This is a genomic window from Flavobacterium algoriphilum (genome assembly GCF_048158655.1).
Lineage (GTDB): Bacteria > Bacteroidota > Bacteroidia > Flavobacteriales > Flavobacteriaceae > Flavobacterium > Flavobacterium algoriphilum.
In genome coordinates, this window is record NZ_JBLNKY010000011.1 from 1 (window position 1) to 16,781 (window position 16,781).

At 36.7% G+C, this 16,781-nt stretch carries 24 protein-coding genes; 22 read left to right on the forward strand and 2 right to left on the reverse strand.

Going from position 1 to position 16,781, the window contains the following annotated elements; genetic code table 11:
- Positions 1–99: 99 nt before the first annotated feature.
- On the reverse strand, positions 100–465 hold the full coding sequence (locus tag ACM55G_RS14555) for a hypothetical protein (RefSeq protein ID WP_416844669.1): 366 nt from the start codon (positions 463–465) through the stop codon (positions 100–102).
- Between the two features lie 98 nt (positions 466–563).
- Here ACM55G_RS14555 and ACM55G_RS14560 point away from each other — a divergent pair, with 98 nt between their 5' ends.
- The 13 genes from ACM55G_RS14560 (at position 564) to ACM55G_RS14620 (ending at position 8,610) form a co-directional block, all read left to right on the forward strand.
- Complete coding sequence (locus ACM55G_RS14560) at positions 564–869, forward strand: hypothetical protein (RefSeq protein ID WP_416844670.1); 306 nt, start codon at positions 564–566, stop codon at positions 867–869.
- Positions 870–899: 30 nt separating this feature from the next.
- Positions 900–1,475: a helix-turn-helix transcriptional regulator gene (locus ACM55G_RS14565; protein ID WP_416844671.1), complete on the forward strand. Its 576-nt coding sequence runs from the start codon at positions 900–902 to the stop codon at positions 1,473–1,475.
- Positions 1,466–1,624 carry a hypothetical protein gene (locus ACM55G_RS14570; RefSeq protein ID WP_416844672.1) on the forward strand — a complete coding sequence of 53 codons (159 nt, stop codon included), beginning with the start codon at positions 1,466–1,468 and terminating at the stop codon, positions 1,622–1,624. Before ACM55G_RS14565 ends, ACM55G_RS14570 begins: the two co-directional genes overlap by 10 nt.
- Before the next feature lie 13 nt (positions 1,625–1,637).
- The gene (locus ACM55G_RS14575) at positions 1,638–1,877 is read left to right on the forward strand and encodes a hypothetical protein (protein WP_416844673.1); all 240 of its coding nucleotides are present in this window, start codon (positions 1,638–1,640) and stop codon (positions 1,875–1,877) included.
- A 74-nt stretch (positions 1,878–1,951) separates the two neighbouring features.
- Positions 1,952–2,332, forward strand: coding sequence for a hypothetical protein (locus ACM55G_RS14580; RefSeq protein WP_416844674.1), 381 nt, complete (start codon positions 1,952–1,954; stop codon positions 2,330–2,332).
- Between the two features lie 3 nt (positions 2,333–2,335).
- Complete coding sequence (dnaG, locus tag ACM55G_RS14585; protein WP_416844675.1) at positions 2,336–5,821, forward strand: DNA primase; 3,486 nt, start codon at positions 2,336–2,338, stop codon at positions 5,819–5,821.
- Between the two features lie 2 nt (positions 5,822–5,823).
- Complete coding sequence (locus ACM55G_RS14590; protein ID WP_416844676.1) at positions 5,824–6,282, forward strand: hypothetical protein; 459 nt, start codon at positions 5,824–5,826, stop codon at positions 6,280–6,282.
- Between the two features lie 24 nt (positions 6,283–6,306).
- Positions 6,307–6,579 (forward strand): hypothetical protein, encoded by a 273-nt coding sequence (locus tag ACM55G_RS14595; RefSeq protein ID WP_416844677.1) that lies wholly within the window; start codon positions 6,307–6,309, stop codon positions 6,577–6,579.
- A 31-nt stretch (positions 6,580–6,610) separates the two neighbouring features.
- Positions 6,611–6,769: a hypothetical protein gene (locus tag ACM55G_RS14600; protein WP_416844678.1), complete on the forward strand. Its 159-nt coding sequence runs from the start codon at positions 6,611–6,613 to the stop codon at positions 6,767–6,769.
- A 196-nt stretch (positions 6,770–6,965) separates the two neighbouring features.
- A complete protein-coding gene (locus ACM55G_RS14605) occupies positions 6,966–7,220 on the forward strand; it encodes a hypothetical protein (protein ID WP_416844679.1) in 255 nt (84 codons plus the stop codon).
- Between the two features lie 13 nt (positions 7,221–7,233).
- On the forward strand, positions 7,234–7,704 hold the full coding sequence (locus ACM55G_RS14610; RefSeq protein WP_416844680.1) for a phiTE_072 family protein: 471 nt from the start codon (positions 7,234–7,236) through the stop codon (positions 7,702–7,704).
- 25 nt (positions 7,705–7,729) lie between these two features.
- Positions 7,730–8,005, forward strand: coding sequence for a DUF3127 domain-containing protein (locus tag ACM55G_RS14615; RefSeq protein ID WP_416844681.1), 276 nt, complete (start codon positions 7,730–7,732; stop codon positions 8,003–8,005).
- 101 nt (positions 8,006–8,106) lie between these two features.
- Entirely contained in the window at positions 8,107–8,610 is a 504-nt protein-coding gene (locus ACM55G_RS14620; protein WP_416844682.1) for a DUF2528 family protein, read from the forward strand.
- Between the two features lie 132 nt (positions 8,611–8,742).
- Here the strand turns inward: ACM55G_RS14620 and ACM55G_RS14625 are convergent, their stop codons facing one another.
- Complete coding sequence (locus ACM55G_RS14625) at positions 8,743–9,129, reverse strand: hypothetical protein (RefSeq protein ID WP_416844683.1); 387 nt, start codon at positions 9,127–9,129, stop codon at positions 8,743–8,745.
- Between the two features lie 544 nt (positions 9,130–9,673).
- On the opposite strand from ACM55G_RS14625, the gene ACM55G_RS14630 reads away from it, so the two are divergent.
- From ACM55G_RS14630 to ACM55G_RS14670, 9 genes are all read left to right on the forward strand, one after another.
- Positions 9,674–10,108 (forward strand): hypothetical protein, encoded by a 435-nt coding sequence (locus ACM55G_RS14630; RefSeq protein ID WP_416844684.1) that lies wholly within the window; start codon positions 9,674–9,676, stop codon positions 10,106–10,108.
- An 83-nt stretch (positions 10,109–10,191) separates the two neighbouring features.
- A complete protein-coding gene (locus tag ACM55G_RS14635) occupies positions 10,192–10,641 on the forward strand; it encodes a hypothetical protein (RefSeq protein ID WP_416844685.1) in 450 nt (149 codons plus the stop codon).
- Positions 10,642–10,716: 75 nt separating this feature from the next.
- Positions 10,717–12,057 (forward strand): S49 family peptidase, encoded by a 1,341-nt coding sequence (locus tag ACM55G_RS14640; RefSeq protein ID WP_416844686.1) that lies wholly within the window; start codon positions 10,717–10,719, stop codon positions 12,055–12,057.
- 10 nt (positions 12,058–12,067) lie between these two features.
- Complete coding sequence (locus tag ACM55G_RS14645; protein ID WP_416844687.1) at positions 12,068–13,066, forward strand: hypothetical protein; 999 nt, start codon at positions 12,068–12,070, stop codon at positions 13,064–13,066.
- Positions 13,067–13,080: 14 nt separating this feature from the next.
- On the forward strand, positions 13,081–13,650 hold the full coding sequence (locus ACM55G_RS14650) for a hypothetical protein (protein WP_416844688.1): 570 nt from the start codon (positions 13,081–13,083) through the stop codon (positions 13,648–13,650).
- A 3-nt stretch (positions 13,651–13,653) separates the two neighbouring features.
- On the forward strand, positions 13,654–14,217 hold the full coding sequence (locus ACM55G_RS14655; RefSeq protein ID WP_416844689.1) for a hypothetical protein: 564 nt from the start codon (positions 13,654–13,656) through the stop codon (positions 14,215–14,217).
- The gene (locus tag ACM55G_RS14660) at positions 14,217–14,522 is read left to right on the forward strand and encodes a hypothetical protein (RefSeq protein ID WP_416844690.1); all 306 of its coding nucleotides are present in this window, start codon (positions 14,217–14,219) and stop codon (positions 14,520–14,522) included. Before ACM55G_RS14655 ends, ACM55G_RS14660 begins: the two co-directional genes overlap by 1 nt.
- Positions 14,523–14,589: 67 nt before the next feature.
- Complete coding sequence (locus ACM55G_RS14665; RefSeq protein ID WP_416844691.1) at positions 14,590–15,330, forward strand: hypothetical protein; 741 nt, start codon at positions 14,590–14,592, stop codon at positions 15,328–15,330.
- A complete protein-coding gene (locus ACM55G_RS14670; RefSeq protein WP_416844692.1) occupies positions 15,323–16,603 on the forward strand; it encodes a DNA modification methylase in 1,281 nt (426 codons plus the stop codon). The genes ACM55G_RS14665 and ACM55G_RS14670 overlap by 8 nt, the downstream gene beginning before the upstream one ends.
- Positions 16,604–16,781: the final 178 nt, after the last annotated feature.

A 16,781-nucleotide genomic window follows, 5' to 3' on the forward strand; every position in this document is an offset into this window, starting at 1 on the left:
GTGACCACGGCAGGGTTTCTGTAACGATCGATAAGTACTGTAAAATAAGCATACTTCTAATTAATTGGGAAGTTTATGGGTATTGTTTTAATTTGGAAATCAATTTTGATATTGTTTCTTAATGTCAGCGTGCATCTCTTCTAACTTATGCATAAGTTCTAAATTACTCACAACTTTACCGTATTTGACCAGTGGCTCTTCTACCATTGAATGCTTTTCCACGCCAATAAACATGTTGGGTTCGTCTTTGATGAACCAGTTTAAGTTCATCTTTGGAAAAATATCAATTAATCTCTGTATGATTTTTGTTCCCACGACTTGCTTGCCTTTTGTATAGGCATGCCATTGGTTATAACTAAGGTCAAAATCCTTGCAAAACATTGGTAAATATGACTTTTCAGGATACCCTTTATCCTTGCAGTAGGTCGCTATTAGACTGACGAATTTTTCTCCATCTACATACATATATTGGTATTTTTATAAAATATAAATAAATCTACTTGTTTTATACCTAAATCTATGTATATTTGTAGAACTAAAAACGAAATACAATAGAAATAACTATGAACAAAGATAACATTATTCCCGAAGAAAAAAACAATGGAATCACCCCAGAGGCCATCTCTGAGGCTTTAGATAGTCTTCCTCAAAACTATATCGTCCAAACTTTAATAGTTCTTAAAAAATGGGAAGACAGCGGTATAATCAAAAAGAGTTATACGAAAAGATATATCTCTAAGGTAAAACTGGGAGAAGATGACGCCTTCAATGAGGACATCATGAACGCACTTGTAGAAGTGGGTACCAAAAACAAAGAAATCCAAGAAAAGTTCGGACGTATAACAAAAAAAGCCTCTACATCTAATTAAAGATTTCGAGGCTTAATCAAACATTTAGCGATGACAAATATACAAATTCCCTCCGGTATTATTGACGAAAACATTGAGTTGTTTTCTACTACAGGCAAAATGATGGCTTTACATAATGGAGCCGTGAAAAATCTTTTTGACCTTCCTATTGCATTCCTTGACATTCTTGAAAAGGAAATGCGAAAATCTCCTTCCACAATTATTGCACTGGAATTAGCGGGTTATATAACCAAAAACGAACAGATAGAAAAATACTCTGAATGTCGTTTGGGTGGTTTTGACATGACTGCTGACTTCAAGGACGGCAAACTTTCGGATGCGGAATATCACGAGTGTGGTTTTCGTGGCGAATGCCCAATGGAAGGCATTGTGTGTGGCTTTTTTAGAGTCAAAGGGCAAATTATTACCCCTTTCGATATTCACATGATCAAACTATTGGCCACCGAAGATACGCTTCCGGTAATTGCTGAAAAACTAGAAGTGTGTATGAACACTTTTGAAACCAAAAAACAAAAGCTTTTTGAAAAACTAGGTGTTTTATCCCGTGCCAGATTAGTGGCCGTAAGCTATGATTTACAAATTTTAATGCTAAAGCCATGTTCGTAAATCTCTCTACAAAACAGCAAGCGAAAATTATAGGGCTAAAAATAAACGAAATAGATCTTTCTAAAGATTATCCAGAGAAAGACAAAGCTCAAATGATGAATTTTTATAAAAAGAAGCTGCGAAAACTTTATCCAAATAAGAACATTTAATTCAAAACTAAAAATGAAAAAAATAGCTATAAAACTAATGGAATGGGGAGTTTCTTTTAATTATGAAAATCACAATAGTAACGGAGAAGAAATTATCTGTATCGATATGTCGATAGAAATAAAAACCTATCAAGGTCAATTGTTTTTTGAATTTGAAGGAGACAAAGAAGAGCTTGAAGAAACAGAAAAAAACTTCACTTATTTATGCGATATGATAGAAAAAATAATGATTGCCGAAACCTCTTCTTTTTAATTCTAAATACCACAGAATTTTTACCAATGCCCGCCAGTAATGACGGGCTTATTAAACCAAAAAAATCACTTTATATGTCAAACGAAAATATAATCTCCCGAATCGCTCTTCTACAGGAGCAAATTGATAACCTAGAAAAATCAGGGCATTTTACTGAAAAGGAAATGGATTCTCAAACTTTTGCTTTTAGAACTGAAATCGAAGCTTTGAAAGCGCAAGTTTTTCCTTTAGAAACTGTTTTGGGCGTTTCACAGGATGAACTTTCTTATCTGGTAGAAACTTTAAAAGACTGTTTTAAAACTGAAAAAACAACTTCAGCAGTTTACGGGATCACCCGTAAAAGTTACACGGAAGGCGCTCGCAAACACACTCTTTTATTCTCACAAATGCCGTCTCCGGCACTATTAAACACATGGAACACATTAGGTATAAATCTAGCAATCAGTAAAGGATAACCTATGAAGTTTATAAAACAATCCTCTATTGATAATTTGATTGATGAAGCCCGTATTGATGTAGTTATTGGAGCCACTGAAGAACTGAAAAAGAAAGGCGTTCACTATTTCTGCTTTTCTCCATTTACTGGCGAAAAAGGTACTCCATCATTATGTGTGCATGTGGTGAAAAACTTCTTTTATGATAATTCGGCAGGATTTGGAGGAAACACGGTGCAATTTATCATGAAGAAATATCCAACGATGAATTTCTTTGAAGCGGTGGAAAAAGTCGCTGAAATTACAGGAATCGTTCTGGAATATGAAGAACAATCGGAAGACGCCAAGAAAATTCATGATGAAGTTTTCTCTATGAAAAACGTGGTGCAGTTTTGTTCTGATTTGTACCAAAAGAAATTTTCTTCACTTAAAGCTGATGATTGGGCCAAACAAATGATGATTACTGACAGAGGTTTCTCTGAAGAGATCCTGCAGCAGTTTATGATTGGATTTGCACCTAATGAAAGGAGCTTCGTTTCAACGCCACTAATCAATAACGCTCATTTTGAACTGTCAAAAACATTAGGTTTTACCAATACAAAAGACGGTGCGAGTTATGACTTTTTTAGAAACAGGATCATGTTCCCCATTCACAACGACAAAGGCGATATTATCGGTTTTGGCGGGAGAAGAAGCAATCTGGAAGAAGAAGCTCCCTTTGCAAAATACCTGAATTCTAAAGAAAGCAAGCTATACTTAAAAGAGAAAGTGTTGTACGGACTTTGGCAAGCCAAAAAGAAAATTGCATCCTCCGGAAAAGCTATTCTACTGGAAGGATACACCGATGTTATGGCTTTGCACCAAGCCGATGCTGGCAATGCAATTGCAACTTGCGGAACTTCATTGACCGAAGGCCACGCCAGACTATTAGTGCGCTATTGCAAACACGTTATTTTGTTTCGTGATGGTGACAAAGCGGGATTGAGAGCCGTACACCGTGATATTGATATTTGCCTGAAACACGGGTTCAAAGTTGAAGTGGTGATTTGCCCAGATGGCGAAGATCCAGACAGTTTATCTAAAAAAACAGACATCAATGCTTTTATTGAAAAAAACCGTGAAGATGCTATTCTTTGGAAAGCCAAATTTTTACAAATCGAAGCCAAAAACCCGGAGCTTGTTTCGCTTGAAAAAACATTGCGTGACGAATTAGACAAGGAAATTGAATCGTTGCGAAAAGATATCATTGCTGATAGTATGATGAAGGACTTATCTGTAATGGATAAAAAATTTACCAAAAAAGAGAATGATAGAATTTTCAAAACTATAAATGACCGTGAAAAGGAAATGAAACAGCAACTAGCTGATTTCCCTAAATACGAACCTTCTTTGGTTTCTCATGCTGTCGAAAGTATGGCCAACACGCTTCACGCCATTCCAAATAAAATTGCACAAAAGGAATATGTGAAAATGGTGGCTAAAATATTAGACCAAAAACCATTGGTGTTATCAAGCATCATTCAAACTACTGAGGAAGACGAAGCCCGCTCGAAAAAAGGAAAAACACAGGAAGCCGAAAAGAAAGAGTTTCAGGTTCTGGGACTGCCGGAAGGTGCTAACAAGGATCAATATTTAACGGACCGTTTCTGCGAGATTGGAAACGTGTACTGGTTTCGCCGTGAAAACTCCTTTATAATGGGAACAAATTTTCGAATCACTCCACTATTTCACGTGGAAGGGCGTGCGGATAATAAGCGACTTTGTGAAGTAATCAATCACCTTGGCCACAAAAGATTAATAGATTTTGAAAGTACGGATTTAATCAATTTTACTAAAATAAAAGAACGTTTGATCATGGAAGGCTTCTTCTTCTTTGAACCAGGAGCGAGAAATGAAGATTTCCAATTGGTGGCAAAAAAACTGCTGAACGATTTTATAACGGCATCAGAGTTGAAGATTTTAGGGTTTCAAAGACAGGGTTTCTTTGCTTTTGCAGACGGAATTTACAACGATAATAATTTTCACAAAGTCAATAAATACGGCATTGTAAACGTAGAAGGTTTGGAACATGTAGAAAGCGAATATAGATCTGATATCACACATTTCTATTCTCCTTCGCACTCGGAAATATACAAATCAGCTAATGAAGGCGATGACCCTTTCGAGAATGATAGACATTTTATACATAAGGTTGCTCCAGTTTCTTTAGACCAATGGGCCTCGCAAATGGTAACAGTTTTTGGTGATAAAGGAAAACTGGGAGTTGCATTTTGTTTGGCGGCCAATTTCAGAGACTTGTTTATTCAACATTATAATTTCTTTCCATTATTTGGAGGATTCGGCCAGAAAGACAGCGGAAAGTCGGGATTTGGTTCTTGCCTGCAGGCGTTCTTTTATCACAATTTGAATCCATTAGAACTGAACACTTCTACACTTGTAGGGCTTTCCAGAAGACTGACTCGAGTTAAGAATTCTATTGTTTTTTGTGACGAAATGCGCGACGATATCGACGAAGCGATGCACCAGACACTCAAAGGAACATGGAACGGGATAGGCCGTGAAAAAGGGAAAGGTTTTGAAAGCAACAGAACCACTGTTGATAAGATAAATAGTGCGGTGTATTATTCAGGGCAATATTTACCCACTCGCGATGATGGTGCGTTGCCTTCCCGCTCGATCATCACCAATTTTGAAAACAAGGAATTTACCTCGAATGAAAAAGAGCAATACAATAAACTGATTTCTTGGAACAAAGAAGGGATTTCGTCTTTTATCCTGGACACGATTAAGCACCGGGATTATTTTGCCAAAAACATGACCCGCATTTATGCTGAAACGGGAAAGGAAATGAAAGCAGCTTTGAAAGAGCAGGAATACCAGAACCGGGTTTTTGATAATTACATCGTGCTGCTGGTAACGGTAAAAATGCTTCAGGACAAATTCAACTTTCCATTTACTTACGATCAATATTTTCAACTGACCAAAGAAGCCATTGTCGAAAACTCTGAAACAATTGCTGACAGTGATGGTTTGGCCGCTTTCTGGCGTATCGTGGAATACTTGGCTGATCCTGCACAACATTCGATAAAACAAGGTTCTGATTTCCTTATCGAAAGAGCGTCCACATTTGAATATATCCCGAAAAAAGGAGAAAAAGCGATTTATACGAATAAGGATCGAGACAAAATAATTTTTATAAATTTTTCCAAAGTACATCAAGATTACCACAAGGAAGTTTCGAAACGTCAAGGCGAAGAAGTTATTGGAGCCACGACAATCAGAAATTATCTGAAATCTAAGAAATACTTTATCGGATTATTTGGAAGCAAAAGAATGGGTGATAAATGCCCGAGCGGATATGCTTTTAATTATTCAATGATGCAGCGACTGGGAATATTGAATTTGGATGATGAAAATGACAACCAAACGGAAATAACGCTTGATGAAGTTTTTCAAACGGCAAAAAAAAACAGAGTGATTACTAATCCAGCCCAATTAGAAATTCAATAATTATGACATACATCCAAATCCCCGCCGTAATTCGTCCCGCATTAAGTACTGAACTTTTTGGAGCCAATGATACTCCGTACAGGAATGCTTTGTTTTTCTCCAGGAGAAAGTCAGATACAAAGTTTTTTGGGCCGTATCATGTTGTCGAAGATGTTAACCAGGACAATTTTATTGACTGCTACATTTTCAGAGAATTGTATGTGATTGTCACGGCGGGTGAAGGATTTAGTTTCCTGATGAATTTGAGAGTGGCCGATAAAGATGATATGCTCGATGGGGCGTATTTAAGGGTCAATTATCTCTATTACGTAAAGGAAAGTGACGAAGTATTTGACGGTCCGTACTTTTTGAAACACGATACTGATCCATATAAAATTGCTGCTTTAATCAACAAAAATATGATTTATGTAGTGGCCGAAGAGCAAAGTTTCACCCCGTTTAGTTTAGAAAAATCAGCATAAAAAGCAATCAAAAAACATTTAGCGATGGAAATATTATTGAGAATTATAAAAGACAAGAATATCAGCTTCGAAATCAAGAGATACAGTAATGGTCGATGTAGCTCAATATTATATGCAGATGACTGCGGCTGGGTTGATCAGTATCGAAAAAAAGAAACGGTTCATTCTATTCTAGTCAATGAAATTAAAAAAGTTAAAGCCAAAATAAAAGAAAAAAAGAAGCACAAGCCACTGTCTTGGGTGCTTTTTGAATTAAAAAAAGCAAGAATTAAAGAGTCTCAACTCACATTATTTTAAAAACAATTATTAATTAAAAACACATTTAGCGATGGAAAAAAAACACACACCCAGAGTAGCAAGAGGAAAAGATGGTATTATTAGAACCATAAAAAAAGGGAATATACCTTCTCTACTTCAAGAAGTAAAAATTCAAGGAATATTACTTGCCGAGATTACACTTGAAACTTCAACAAAAGAACTTTTGTAAATACGGAAAATCCAAGGGCATTATACCAATTTTTGGGTCGATAATTCCGGTCAGAGAATATCTGATGTTGATAGTTTAAATCAACGAGAAGAAGATTTCCCGCTTCGATTATGGCGATTCCCTTCCAAAAGAGATCTTGATGGAGATTTAGTAGATGAATTTTTATCAGACATATAACCCAATTAAACATTTAGCGATGAAAACAAAAAAATCAATTATCAGTAGTAGGAGAATTAGAGCGAAAGTCAGGGAAACACAGGCTTTCCTTAGTTTGAGTAAAATACAACAGGAAATCGTCAATACCGGGCAAAATATCACTGCCATTTTCAAGGGTTTTGAAGTTGTGAAACAAAACGGGATAAAGTATTGGGAAAGGTACTCCCAAAATAGCCGGAACAATGCCGAAATCATCAGAGAATTGTACGGGAATAGTTTAGAAGTTAAATTTTAAAATAAAAACAATCATGACAATAGAAATAAAAAAAAATATCGCATCAACAGTTTTTATCCATACACCGGAAACCAGCTGGGCATTGTTCTGGTTCACTCCAAAAGGCGATTTAGTATTACAATCTGATTGGGGAACGTACACACACAATTGGAGGTCTTTTGGGGGTGATTTCGAAAAGTTTTTAAAAAGTTTAGACGTGGAGTATTTCGTTGGGAAACTTTCCACGCAATATGTAAACCAAACCAGAACTCACGAGAAACAAAAAGAAATTCTGAGACTTTTATTTGTTCATTTCAAAGCGGTTCTGGAAACTCAGGAACCTGAAAAACCAAGCCTTGAGTTAAAACAAGAAATTATCTCCAAATCCAATAAATGGGATGAGCTTCATGAGAAAATTGGAAAGGTTTATTACGATGAAAATTTTCAAGGGGATTTGACAGATATCGGAGAAATAGCAGCTTTAAAATTAGGGTATTTAATATAAAACAACAATCAAAAATTTAGAATTTATGCAAGTTACAGGAGCAATAGTAAGAATCTTAGAGACGAAAGCAACAACCGGAGGATTTGAAAGCAGGTCAGTTCATGTGAAAACGGATGAGCAATTTACACAGATTTTGGACATTCAATTTACACAGGGTAAGGTCGTGGAACTGGATAAGTTTAGTCCTGGACAAAAGGTGAAAATTGATATAAATCTGAAAGGCCGTGAATGGACCAATCCTCAAGGGGAACTGGTAGTATTCAATAGCATTCAAGGATGGAAAATTGAAGAAGTAAAATAGATGTATTCTTTTATAGAAATCAAAATAATTATTAGAAACTGTTCTTCAGCAAAAGAAATAAAACAAATCCGGGAAGCCTTCACCATTGTTTTTGAAGACAAATGTATTTCGAATCAACAATTATTTTTCATTCGGAAACAAGAAAGGCTTCGTTTACGGGAATTGGAAAATTTAAAAAAATAAAAATTATGGAAAATAATAAAGGAAAAAAAACTTATGACGTGACGCACAATGCCACAGGCGGTGACATAAGAGTTCAAATTGACTTTGATTTTGTTTGGTATTATGGAGATAGGAAAATGACAATGAAAGATACCATTGTTGAAATGGTGGGGTTCTGGTCAGAATATGAAACCAGACTTGAGGCAAATGATAACAGTTATCTGAATGCTTTTCTAAAACAGTTATGCCAGGAAGTTCTGGTTGTTTCCCTTTACGGAAATTGGAATAAAGATGGTGTAATTGATCAGTTCAAAAATAAAGAAGGATGGATGGGTATTGATGGTAGTTACGGAATATTATTACTTGACTCTTCGATGATGACGCTTGAGGAACAAGATGATTACAGTATTGAAGAACTTATAAAAGCAAAATCTCATGAGTAAAAAAACACTGTAGCGTATGTGGGCTTACACTGTTCGCAATTGTCTTACAGAAGTTTTAAATAGTGCATTTACTGTTGACGTATAATAACTTATTAAAGTAAAAGAAAACCGCTCCATTCGAGCGGTTTTCTTTTACTCCACCTTCCATCCTACTCTCATGATATCCTCGCGAGGTTTAGTTATATAAATTGGAAAAGGGATTTGCCCTGATAATCGCATCAGGAGCTTTATCCGGTAAGGCGATAACGGTTCAAAGTTTTGAAAGATGCATGTCGGCTTCTTCCACTTGTTGTAGATTACCTGCGTACATCCTGTTCGCAGATCATTGGCTTTAATAAACAATTGCAGGCTGTCGATAGTTTTTACGTCCAGTCGCTTAAAAATAGATTTCATCGCATCGACCTGTTCCTCTTTGAAATACATGGCTGTTCTTTTTTGGACAACAAAGATAGTTTTAAATGCTGCTATCGGACGGTAATTAACTAATCTTCCAGACAAGGCCGCTCCTAAATGCCGCAATGGGACTGTAATTAAAATTACCCACAAACAGATGGTAATCCCAAAACAGCATCACAAGAGCATTTCCTACGCTCCCCCGCACCCTCGCAATGACAAAATATACACAAAATGTGGAGTAGTGGACTTGTGGAGCGTGACACTGGCCAAGAATTGGCCAGAACGCAACTAAACACACGAAAATAAATCCCAAAAAAAAAATTTTTTGTCTTTTCCCCCGCACCCCCTAATTTGAAAAGGTATTGAAAGGAGCAAGAGGCGAAATGTCAAGACAAAAACGGTTCCACAGTTCCACAGTTCCACATTTTTTTTTAATACCATATAATGTTATAAATATCAAATACTTACAATGAAATTTTAATATTTACAAAGTGTGGAACTTGTGGAACCGTTTTTTATGGTTCCTACAAATCAAGTATGGTTCCACGGTGATTTTGGTTGTAAGTAATTGACTATCAAAGTGTGGAACTGTGGAACTAAATTTCCTGTTAAATCTCCATTAATCTATGTATATTTGTTTTTTAAAAAATAACTTAAATATTTTTCTATGAATGAAAGAACGGCTGTAACCATAAATTTTCCTGTAAAACCACATGTTTACAAGTATTTGCAAAATAAAGTAGGTGAAAAATTGGTGGTTACAAAGAGTGATTTCTTTGGTAGCATGGTTTTGGACATACTTTCCAAAAATTATAGTGATCTGCAGGCCGTGAAAGATGATATTACTTTTCCTGTTGAGATTTCGCTGCGATACATGGAAAAAATGGGTGTTTACATTGATAGCAAGATCATACGTAAGTTTAACACCCGGGTTGATGATGTTTTTCGGGAAGAAATGCGCACGTATGTGGGCCTAAATTTCACCGCAAACAAAATTCCGAAAGAAACAAGTTTAAAGCAATTTTGTTTCAATTATAACCTGAATGAGGACGATATTAAATTTGAAACTTTACTTAAGGATTTACGCCGTAACATCAAGTAAATCAAGGGTACAAAAAAAACTTTTCCGAATTTGTCCCCCGCTTTTGGCGCATTTATACATTAATTTATTGATATTTTAAGATTATGATCCACGCTCTTACTCCCGACAATTACAAAAACATCACAAAGGTTTCTATTTTGGATGCCAGAGACGTTTTTTACCCATTTAAATACGTTTTGCAAAAGCGTGATATCGTCTTTGATGAAGATTTGGCACTTGTTATCTACCCCATGGTAGAAGATATTAAGTATCCCGCCACAAGCAAAATGACTGATGCGGGCGTTTTGCGGGATTATAAAATTGAAATTTCGATAAATAACCAATTACCGGAAACTGAGGCGCAACTGGAAGCTAAGATGAACAGGAAGGTAATTGTTATCCTGCATCATAATTATGGCAAAATAATTTTAGGTTGCAACGAAATGCCACTTGAATATATATACAATGATGAGAACACGACAAACCCACAAGGAGACAATGGTTATGTGGTCACTTGCCGTGGAAACGCTTACTTTACTAAGGTTTCTCTTTAAATTCTGTCCTTTTTAAAGGAGTGATTCAGGCGTAAAATTGTATCGTTAATAATACCAACGAAACAATTTTACATTTTGAGCGTAAAAAATCTACATTCTTTAATTAACGGCCGATGGTTTATTGATAAACCCTACGGTCATTCTCTTTTGCCTTCCTTATTTACAATATTGGAAGGCAAAGACATTTCTATTAAGTCTGGGGAACGGGAGCCGGATATTTTTATTTCTTTAAAAAAATCAAATGCTCCTTTAGTTGCTGCTTCAGGTTTTGACTCTGGAAATAATGATAGCGAATATGTTGCTGTAATTAATTTGAAAGATCCTATCTACAAGTACAACCAAGAATGTGGACCAAGCGGCACAAAATCTAAAATGCAGGGAATGAAATCCTATGCACAAGATCCAAATTGTATTGGGGTTGTTCTTGATATTGATTCTGGTGGCGGTCAAGTTTCTGGAACTCCAGAGTTTTATGATTTCATTGCTTCATTTAAAAAACCGGTTGTCGCTTACACCGATGGCTTGATGTGTTCTGCAGCTTATTACATAGGAAGTGCCGCTTCTCATATAATTGCCAACAAACGTGCAGATGCTATTGGAAGTATTGGTGTGATGGTTTCTTTTATTGATTTCTCCGGTATTTACGAGAAACAAGGAGCGAAACTGATCACCGAATATGCTACGCAATCAACCGAAAAAAATAAAGCTTTTGAGGAATTGTTGAAAGGCAATCCAGAACTCTACATTAAAACAGAGTTAGATCCAATTGCTGAGGATTTTATAAATGACATCAAAGCCGTTCGTCCTGGCATTGATCCATCGGTTTTCAAAGGTGGTACCTGGAACGCTCAGGATTCATTAGATAAAAAACTAATTGACTCTATTGGCACGCTTCAGGATGCCGTGAACAAAGTTTTCGAACTTTCAACTACTGATAATTCAAATTCAAATAATAATTCAAATTCAAAAAAGGGAACTATGTCAAAAAAGACTAAAAGCTTTCCTGCAATCCAAAAATTGATTGGAGCTAAAGGAGAAGGTATTGCCACCATCTCTACGGTTCTGGGAAATAAGGGAGTGCAGCTTTCGGAAGCGCAACTCGAAGTGTTAGAAAATACTTTGGTTGCAAATGAAGCGGCTATTACTGCTGCAACTGGTAAAGTAGCTGCAGCCGAAGGCGTTGTGACTGCATTAGAAGGATCTGTTGATGCAGTTCTTACAACTGCGAAAGTAGCTGTAGCAGCTGAAGCAACAATTGAAACCAAAATCACTTCACTTGGAGCTGAAATTGCAAGACTGGGAGCTGTTCCTGGTGCAAAAGCTACTAAAGCGAAAGCTGAGGGTGATTCTTTTGAAGATAAAGACGGCATTGTGAACGCAGAAGATGCGCACAATGAATTTTATAACAAAGCTTAATTTTTAAGATATGTCAGTAAACATTGATCAGGTTTTAGAAGAAACCAAAAAGTTCGCCGCACAAAATCCTACGATTTTGAATGCAGCGGTTATGTCTAACGAAATTGTTTTGAACAGAATGGCAAAATTGATCCCGAAAATTCGTGGAGAGTTTGCATCTGTTAATTCAGTGATGGGACATGTAGTACAAGCATTCACTCCTACATGGACTGAAACTGCCGATGTACAGTTCAGAGGGAAACAGTTGAAAAACTACCACCAAAAAGTAAATTTTGCCTTTACTCCTGCCGAGATTCTTGGTTCTTGGATTCAGCAAAAATACGATGAAGGTGTTGAGTTGAAAGACAAAACTATCTCTAAGCACGTAATGACAATGCTTTCTGCAAAAATCATTTCGGATGTAAATATTCTTTCAGTGAAAGGAGTTTACAATGCAGCTACTCCAACAGCTTGGTTGGCTTCAATGGATGGTTTGAATCGAATTCACACTGTTTTGTTAGCTAATACTGTGAATCCATGTTTCAAAATTGAAACAGATGCTATCACGGATTTGAATATCCTAGATGTTGTGTTAGATTTTGAAAAAGGAATCCCTGAAATGTACAGAGATGCTATCAAAGAAATCAAAATGAGTACTACGAATGCTCAAAATCATAAGTTGCTTTACGAAGATGCATTTGGTAAAAATACTGATTACAAAGGAGATAAAGGAAACCGCACTCGTTTAGGCGAACGTACCATTGTTGCTGTTCCTGGTATGTCGAATGATAAGATCGTTGCTACCATTGATGGAAACTTCGTGAGAATGATTGATGTGGTTGAAAATCCTGCAACGATCACTGATGTTCAAAAATTAGATTATAAAATCAAAGTTTTTGGAGAATTCACTTTAGGGTATGATTATGCCGTAAATGAATTGGTATTGATGAACACATCAGCTGTGTTAGCAATAAAAGGATTAGGTAGTGCGGCATTGAACGCATTGTACTACCCAGAAGAAGTACTTTAATTCTTTAGGAAAATATGAGTGAAAACTTAAAAATAGCACAAGAGCTCGGCATTGAGAATGCCGAGTCTCTTACTGCTTCTCAATTGAAAAAAGCAATTGAAGCAGCACAAGCAAAAGCCGAGAGATTGAATGCTTTGAAAACAGCAGCAGTTGAATTGGGAATTGCACACGAAGGTTTGTCTGAAGAAGAATTGACTACAGCTGTAGGCGTTGCTTTGGATGAAAAATTGGCAAAGGATTTAGCCGAACAAGCCGCAGCCGCTTCAGAAGAAGTTTTGGCGATTTTATCTGAATACTTAGGTGTTCCTGATATTAGAAGCTTAAGTGTTGAAGAGGTTCAGCTTATTTTGGCTGAAAAATCTACTGCTGAAGCTTTAGAACTGGAAACAGTTGTGGAGGAAGAAGGAAAAACCGAAGAAAGCTTCAAGGCTCAAAATGGTAAAGAATACGTGTTTAGTCCAGATGCTCCTGCTGCATTTAGATGTCTTGGTGTTGCAAAAACTCAAAAAGAGTGGTTGGAAGATACGGACTCAATGGAGTTATTAGTTGTAGGGAATTTATCATTTTTAACTTTAAAAAAATAAGGTATGAGTTGTTTTGAAAACATAGCTGTTGAAGATATCCAATCATGTATCAATGCTGAAGTACCTTCTGGTATTTCTGAGGTAAATATGAATTATGCTGTTCATGCTGACATCGCTACTTTCCCTGTGCCTTTGGCTATTGGAGCCGTAGGATATACGTATGCAAAAGCTAATGTTATTGAAGAAGACATTGCTTTTACAGCAGGTAAAGGATTTGGAAAAATAAAAGTTCAAGTGAACACTGGTGAACTTACGTTTGATGGTGTTGGTTCTGTGGGTAACATGAAACAAAAATCAAGCTTAAGCTTTTTCATTCCAAGTAATGATGCTCAATTGTTAGGATTCATTCGTACACGTTTGAATACTCCTATGGTTTTTGCAGTTCCAGAACGTCAAGGTCAAAACAGACTTTTGGGTGATAAGTTTAATCCTGCTTATATCAGCGAGGTAAAAGGAACTACTGGTAAAACAGGAGAAGACGATAAAGGAGTGCAATTTACAGTGAGTTCTTTTGCCATTCCTTTAATCTATAATGGAGTTATCCAGGAGCCGGCAATTATCCCTTAATGAAGAGATACTTTGAAATAGTAAATCTACCAATACCTTGTTCATTCATTTTGAATGACTGGACAAGGTTTGATTTACGAACCGGAATCCCAAAAAATTCTTTTGAGGTTTACAAGAAAGGATTCCCATATTTGGGATTAAAGCCTGGTGCGGAAGTGCTTTTTAAAAAGGAAACAATAGGATCTATTATTCTTTTGATCAAAGGCGCCAAACGCATCGAAGATGTTGAAATTTTGGCTTTGGCGAAACCTGAGAGTGAGAAAGTTCAGGAAGTTGCAAAAGCAAAAATAGCGGAATTTAAATAGTTTTTTTGGTTTTAGATATAGTGAAAGCTCCGGATCTGTATTCGGAGCTTTTTTTAAAATTGGTTTTATGGATATTCAATCGTGGTTTAGTTCTCAAGGTTCTTATGCGGATGGCGTGATGCTTTACAGCAAATTAGCTACTTGCAATGCAAACGTATTGAGAAGTTTCTCCAGGGAAAATACTGCCAATTTCCTTAAACTAAAATACGAGCTCAAGAAGGCTTCTTTATCACTGACCGACACGAATGTCGCTCAGTCCGTAAAAGTTGCAACTGAGCCAAAAAAACCGATAAAACGGCAGCCTTTATTACAGGAAATTATAAAACAATCGGCAGCTGTTTCTTTTGAAAAGGAAACCATGGTGATGTATCCCATGGAATTGCATTCTACCTACCGTCAGAGGGTGAGTGATTTTTATTTGGCGTGTGAGCTCAAATTCCAATTGAACTCCATTGCTGATGATGACGAAAACAATGCGCTTACAATTATTATTCAACTCGATGATCTGTGGACCAAGATTGATCGTGCGTGGATGATTCTAGGTCACTGGAAAGACCACAACCGGATTATGCCGACTGAAAGTCACGAAGATTTCTCTCAGGTTTCTGGTAATAAATTAGTAATGCTTCGAGACAACCTCCAGTCGAGCATCAGCAAGCGTGAGAAAACTATTGAATCAATGCAAGAGCGTGTGAAAGCGTCTCCGGAAGATCGTACGCTTCTCAATTTGCTGAATCGAAAACTGGAGCAGCTCGAGCAAAAGAAAATTGATTTAGAAACCATTAGAAAAAAATTGAAAGATGAGTGAATTATTATTAGCTCCATTGGAGTGGTCCACCGAAAAAAGAAAAGTAAGCGATCTTATTCCTTACGAGTACAATCCCCGAAAACTGTCTGAAGACAAAAAGCAGAAACTCCGAGAGAGTCTGGAAAAATACAACCTTGCCGAAATTCCAGCGATAAACACGAATGACGTGATTATTGCCGGGCATCAGCGTGTTGTGGTTTTAATGGAAATAGGACGTGGTGATGAGTTTATTGATGTTCGTGTTCCTAATCGCGAGCTGACAGAATTAGAATTTAAAGAGTATAATATTCGTTCCAATGTTTCTATTGGTGAATGGGATCTTGATATTTTGAACGCCATTTTTGATGATGTTGATTTGTTGTCTTTGGGTTTAAATGTGGACGATATACCACTCCCCGACTTTGATTTGCCAATGGAACTTCAAAACGAGGAAGAGTCCGAATTTGATCCAGAACCGCCAAAGGTCCCGATCAGTATTTTGGGTGATGTTTACGAATTACGCTCTTTGCAAAAGAAACTCGTGCATCGGGTGATTTGTGGTGACAGTCGATTGCCGGAAGTATATGATTCGCTTCTCCAGAGGAAGTTGTTTAATTTGGTTTTGACTGATCCACCCTACAACGTGAATTATACCGGAGGCACAAAAGACAAATTGCAGATTGAAAATGACAATATGACCAGTGCCGATTTTTATACTTTTCTTTTTGAATTTTATAAAACGGCTTGTGATCATACTCAAGCAGGCGGTGGCATTTATGTTTTTCATGCAGATAGTGAAGGTGCTAACTTTAGAAATGCATTGAAGGACGCAGGGTTTAAATTGGCTCAATGTCTTATTTGGTTGAAAAACTCCATCGTTATGGGAAGACAGGATTATCAATGGAAACACGAACCTGTGTTATATGGATGGAAAGAAGGCGCTGCACATAATTGGTATTCTGACCGGAAACAAACCACGATCATAGAATTCAACAAACCATTACGAAGCGAAGATCATCCCACAATGAAGCCTGTTGATTTGTTTTCGTATCTAATGAAAAACAGTTCAAAGCAAGGTGATATCGTTGGGGATTCATTTCTTGGTTCGGGTACCACTTTGATTTCTTGCGAAATGAACTGGAGGCAATGTCGAGGGATAGAACTAGATCCTAGATATGTTGATGTCGATGTAAGAAGATGGGTAAAGTATATGCGGGAAAATCATTTGGAATTTGAATTATTAAAAAATGATGTTGTCCTGGATAAAAAGGAAATTGATGTTTATTTTGAGTAAAAAAAAGGCCACTTATTGAGGAGGGCACTGAAAAACTACCTATAAATAAAAGGGCTTAAACTTTAAATCAGTTTAAGCCCTTCTCTTTGCTATATTTTCATACTTAAAAGTTTTTAAACTTGATTAAGCGATTCTCAGAGCGTTTATTCCGTTTTCCTATCAAGATTTTGTAGGCATT

Bases quoted from the DNA above. Each gene is read 5' to 3' on its own strand.
- ACM55G_RS14615 (WP_416844681.1), top strand. From the start codon at position 7,730: ATGCAAGTTACAGGAGCAATAGTAAGAATCTTAGAGACGAAAGCAACA.
- ACM55G_RS14620 (WP_416844682.1), top strand. From the start codon at position 8,107: ATGTATTTCGAATCAACAATTATTTTTCATTCGGAAACAAGAAAGGCT.
- ACM55G_RS14580 (WP_416844674.1), top strand. From the start codon at position 1,952: ATGTCAAACGAAAATATAATCTCCCGAATCGCTCTTCTACAGGAGCAA.
- ACM55G_RS14660 (WP_416844690.1), top strand. From the start codon at position 14,217: ATGAAGAGATACTTTGAAATAGTAAATCTACCAATACCTTGTTCATTC.
- ACM55G_RS14630 (WP_416844684.1), top strand. From the start codon at position 9,674: ATGAATGAAAGAACGGCTGTAACCATAAATTTTCCTGTAAAACCACAT.
- ACM55G_RS14670 (WP_416844692.1), top strand. From the start codon at position 15,323: ATGAGTGAATTATTATTAGCTCCATTGGAGTGGTCCACCGAAAAAAGA.
- ACM55G_RS14605 (WP_416844679.1), top strand. From the start codon at position 6,966: ATGAAAACAAAAAAATCAATTATCAGTAGTAGGAGAATTAGAGCGAAA.
- ACM55G_RS14645 (WP_416844687.1), top strand. From the start codon at position 12,068: ATGTCAGTAAACATTGATCAGGTTTTAGAAGAAACCAAAAAGTTCGCC.
- ACM55G_RS14560 (WP_416844670.1), top strand. From the start codon at position 564: ATGAACAAAGATAACATTATTCCCGAAGAAAAAAACAATGGAATCACC.
- ACM55G_RS14590 (WP_416844676.1), top strand. From the start codon at position 5,824: ATGACATACATCCAAATCCCCGCCGTAATTCGTCCCGCATTAAGTACT.
- ACM55G_RS14665 (WP_416844691.1), top strand. From the start codon at position 14,590: ATGGATATTCAATCGTGGTTTAGTTCTCAAGGTTCTTATGCGGATGGC.
- ACM55G_RS14600 (WP_416844678.1), top strand. From the start codon at position 6,611: ATGGAAAAAAAACACACACCCAGAGTAGCAAGAGGAAAAGATGGTATT.
- ACM55G_RS14635 (WP_416844685.1), top strand. From the start codon at position 10,192: ATGATCCACGCTCTTACTCCCGACAATTACAAAAACATCACAAAGGTT.
- dnaG (WP_416844675.1), top strand. From the start codon at position 2,336: ATGAAGTTTATAAAACAATCCTCTATTGATAATTTGATTGATGAAGCC.
- ACM55G_RS14650 (WP_416844688.1), top strand. From the start codon at position 13,081: ATGAGTGAAAACTTAAAAATAGCACAAGAGCTCGGCATTGAGAATGCC.
- ACM55G_RS14595 (WP_416844677.1), top strand. From the start codon at position 6,307: ATGGAAATATTATTGAGAATTATAAAAGACAAGAATATCAGCTTCGAA.
- ACM55G_RS14575 (WP_416844673.1), top strand. From the start codon at position 1,638: ATGAAAAAAATAGCTATAAAACTAATGGAATGGGGAGTTTCTTTTAAT.
- ACM55G_RS14565 (WP_416844671.1), top strand. From the start codon at position 900: ATGACAAATATACAAATTCCCTCCGGTATTATTGACGAAAACATTGAG.
- ACM55G_RS14610 (WP_416844680.1), top strand. From the start codon at position 7,234: ATGACAATAGAAATAAAAAAAAATATCGCATCAACAGTTTTTATCCAT.
- ACM55G_RS14655 (WP_416844689.1), top strand. From the start codon at position 13,654: ATGAGTTGTTTTGAAAACATAGCTGTTGAAGATATCCAATCATGTATC.
- ACM55G_RS14555 (WP_416844669.1), bottom strand. From the start codon at position 465: ATGTATGTAGATGGAGAAAAATTCGTCAGTCTAATAGCGACCTACTGC.
- ACM55G_RS14570 (WP_416844672.1), top strand. From the start codon at position 1,466: ATGTTCGTAAATCTCTCTACAAAACAGCAAGCGAAAATTATAGGGCTA.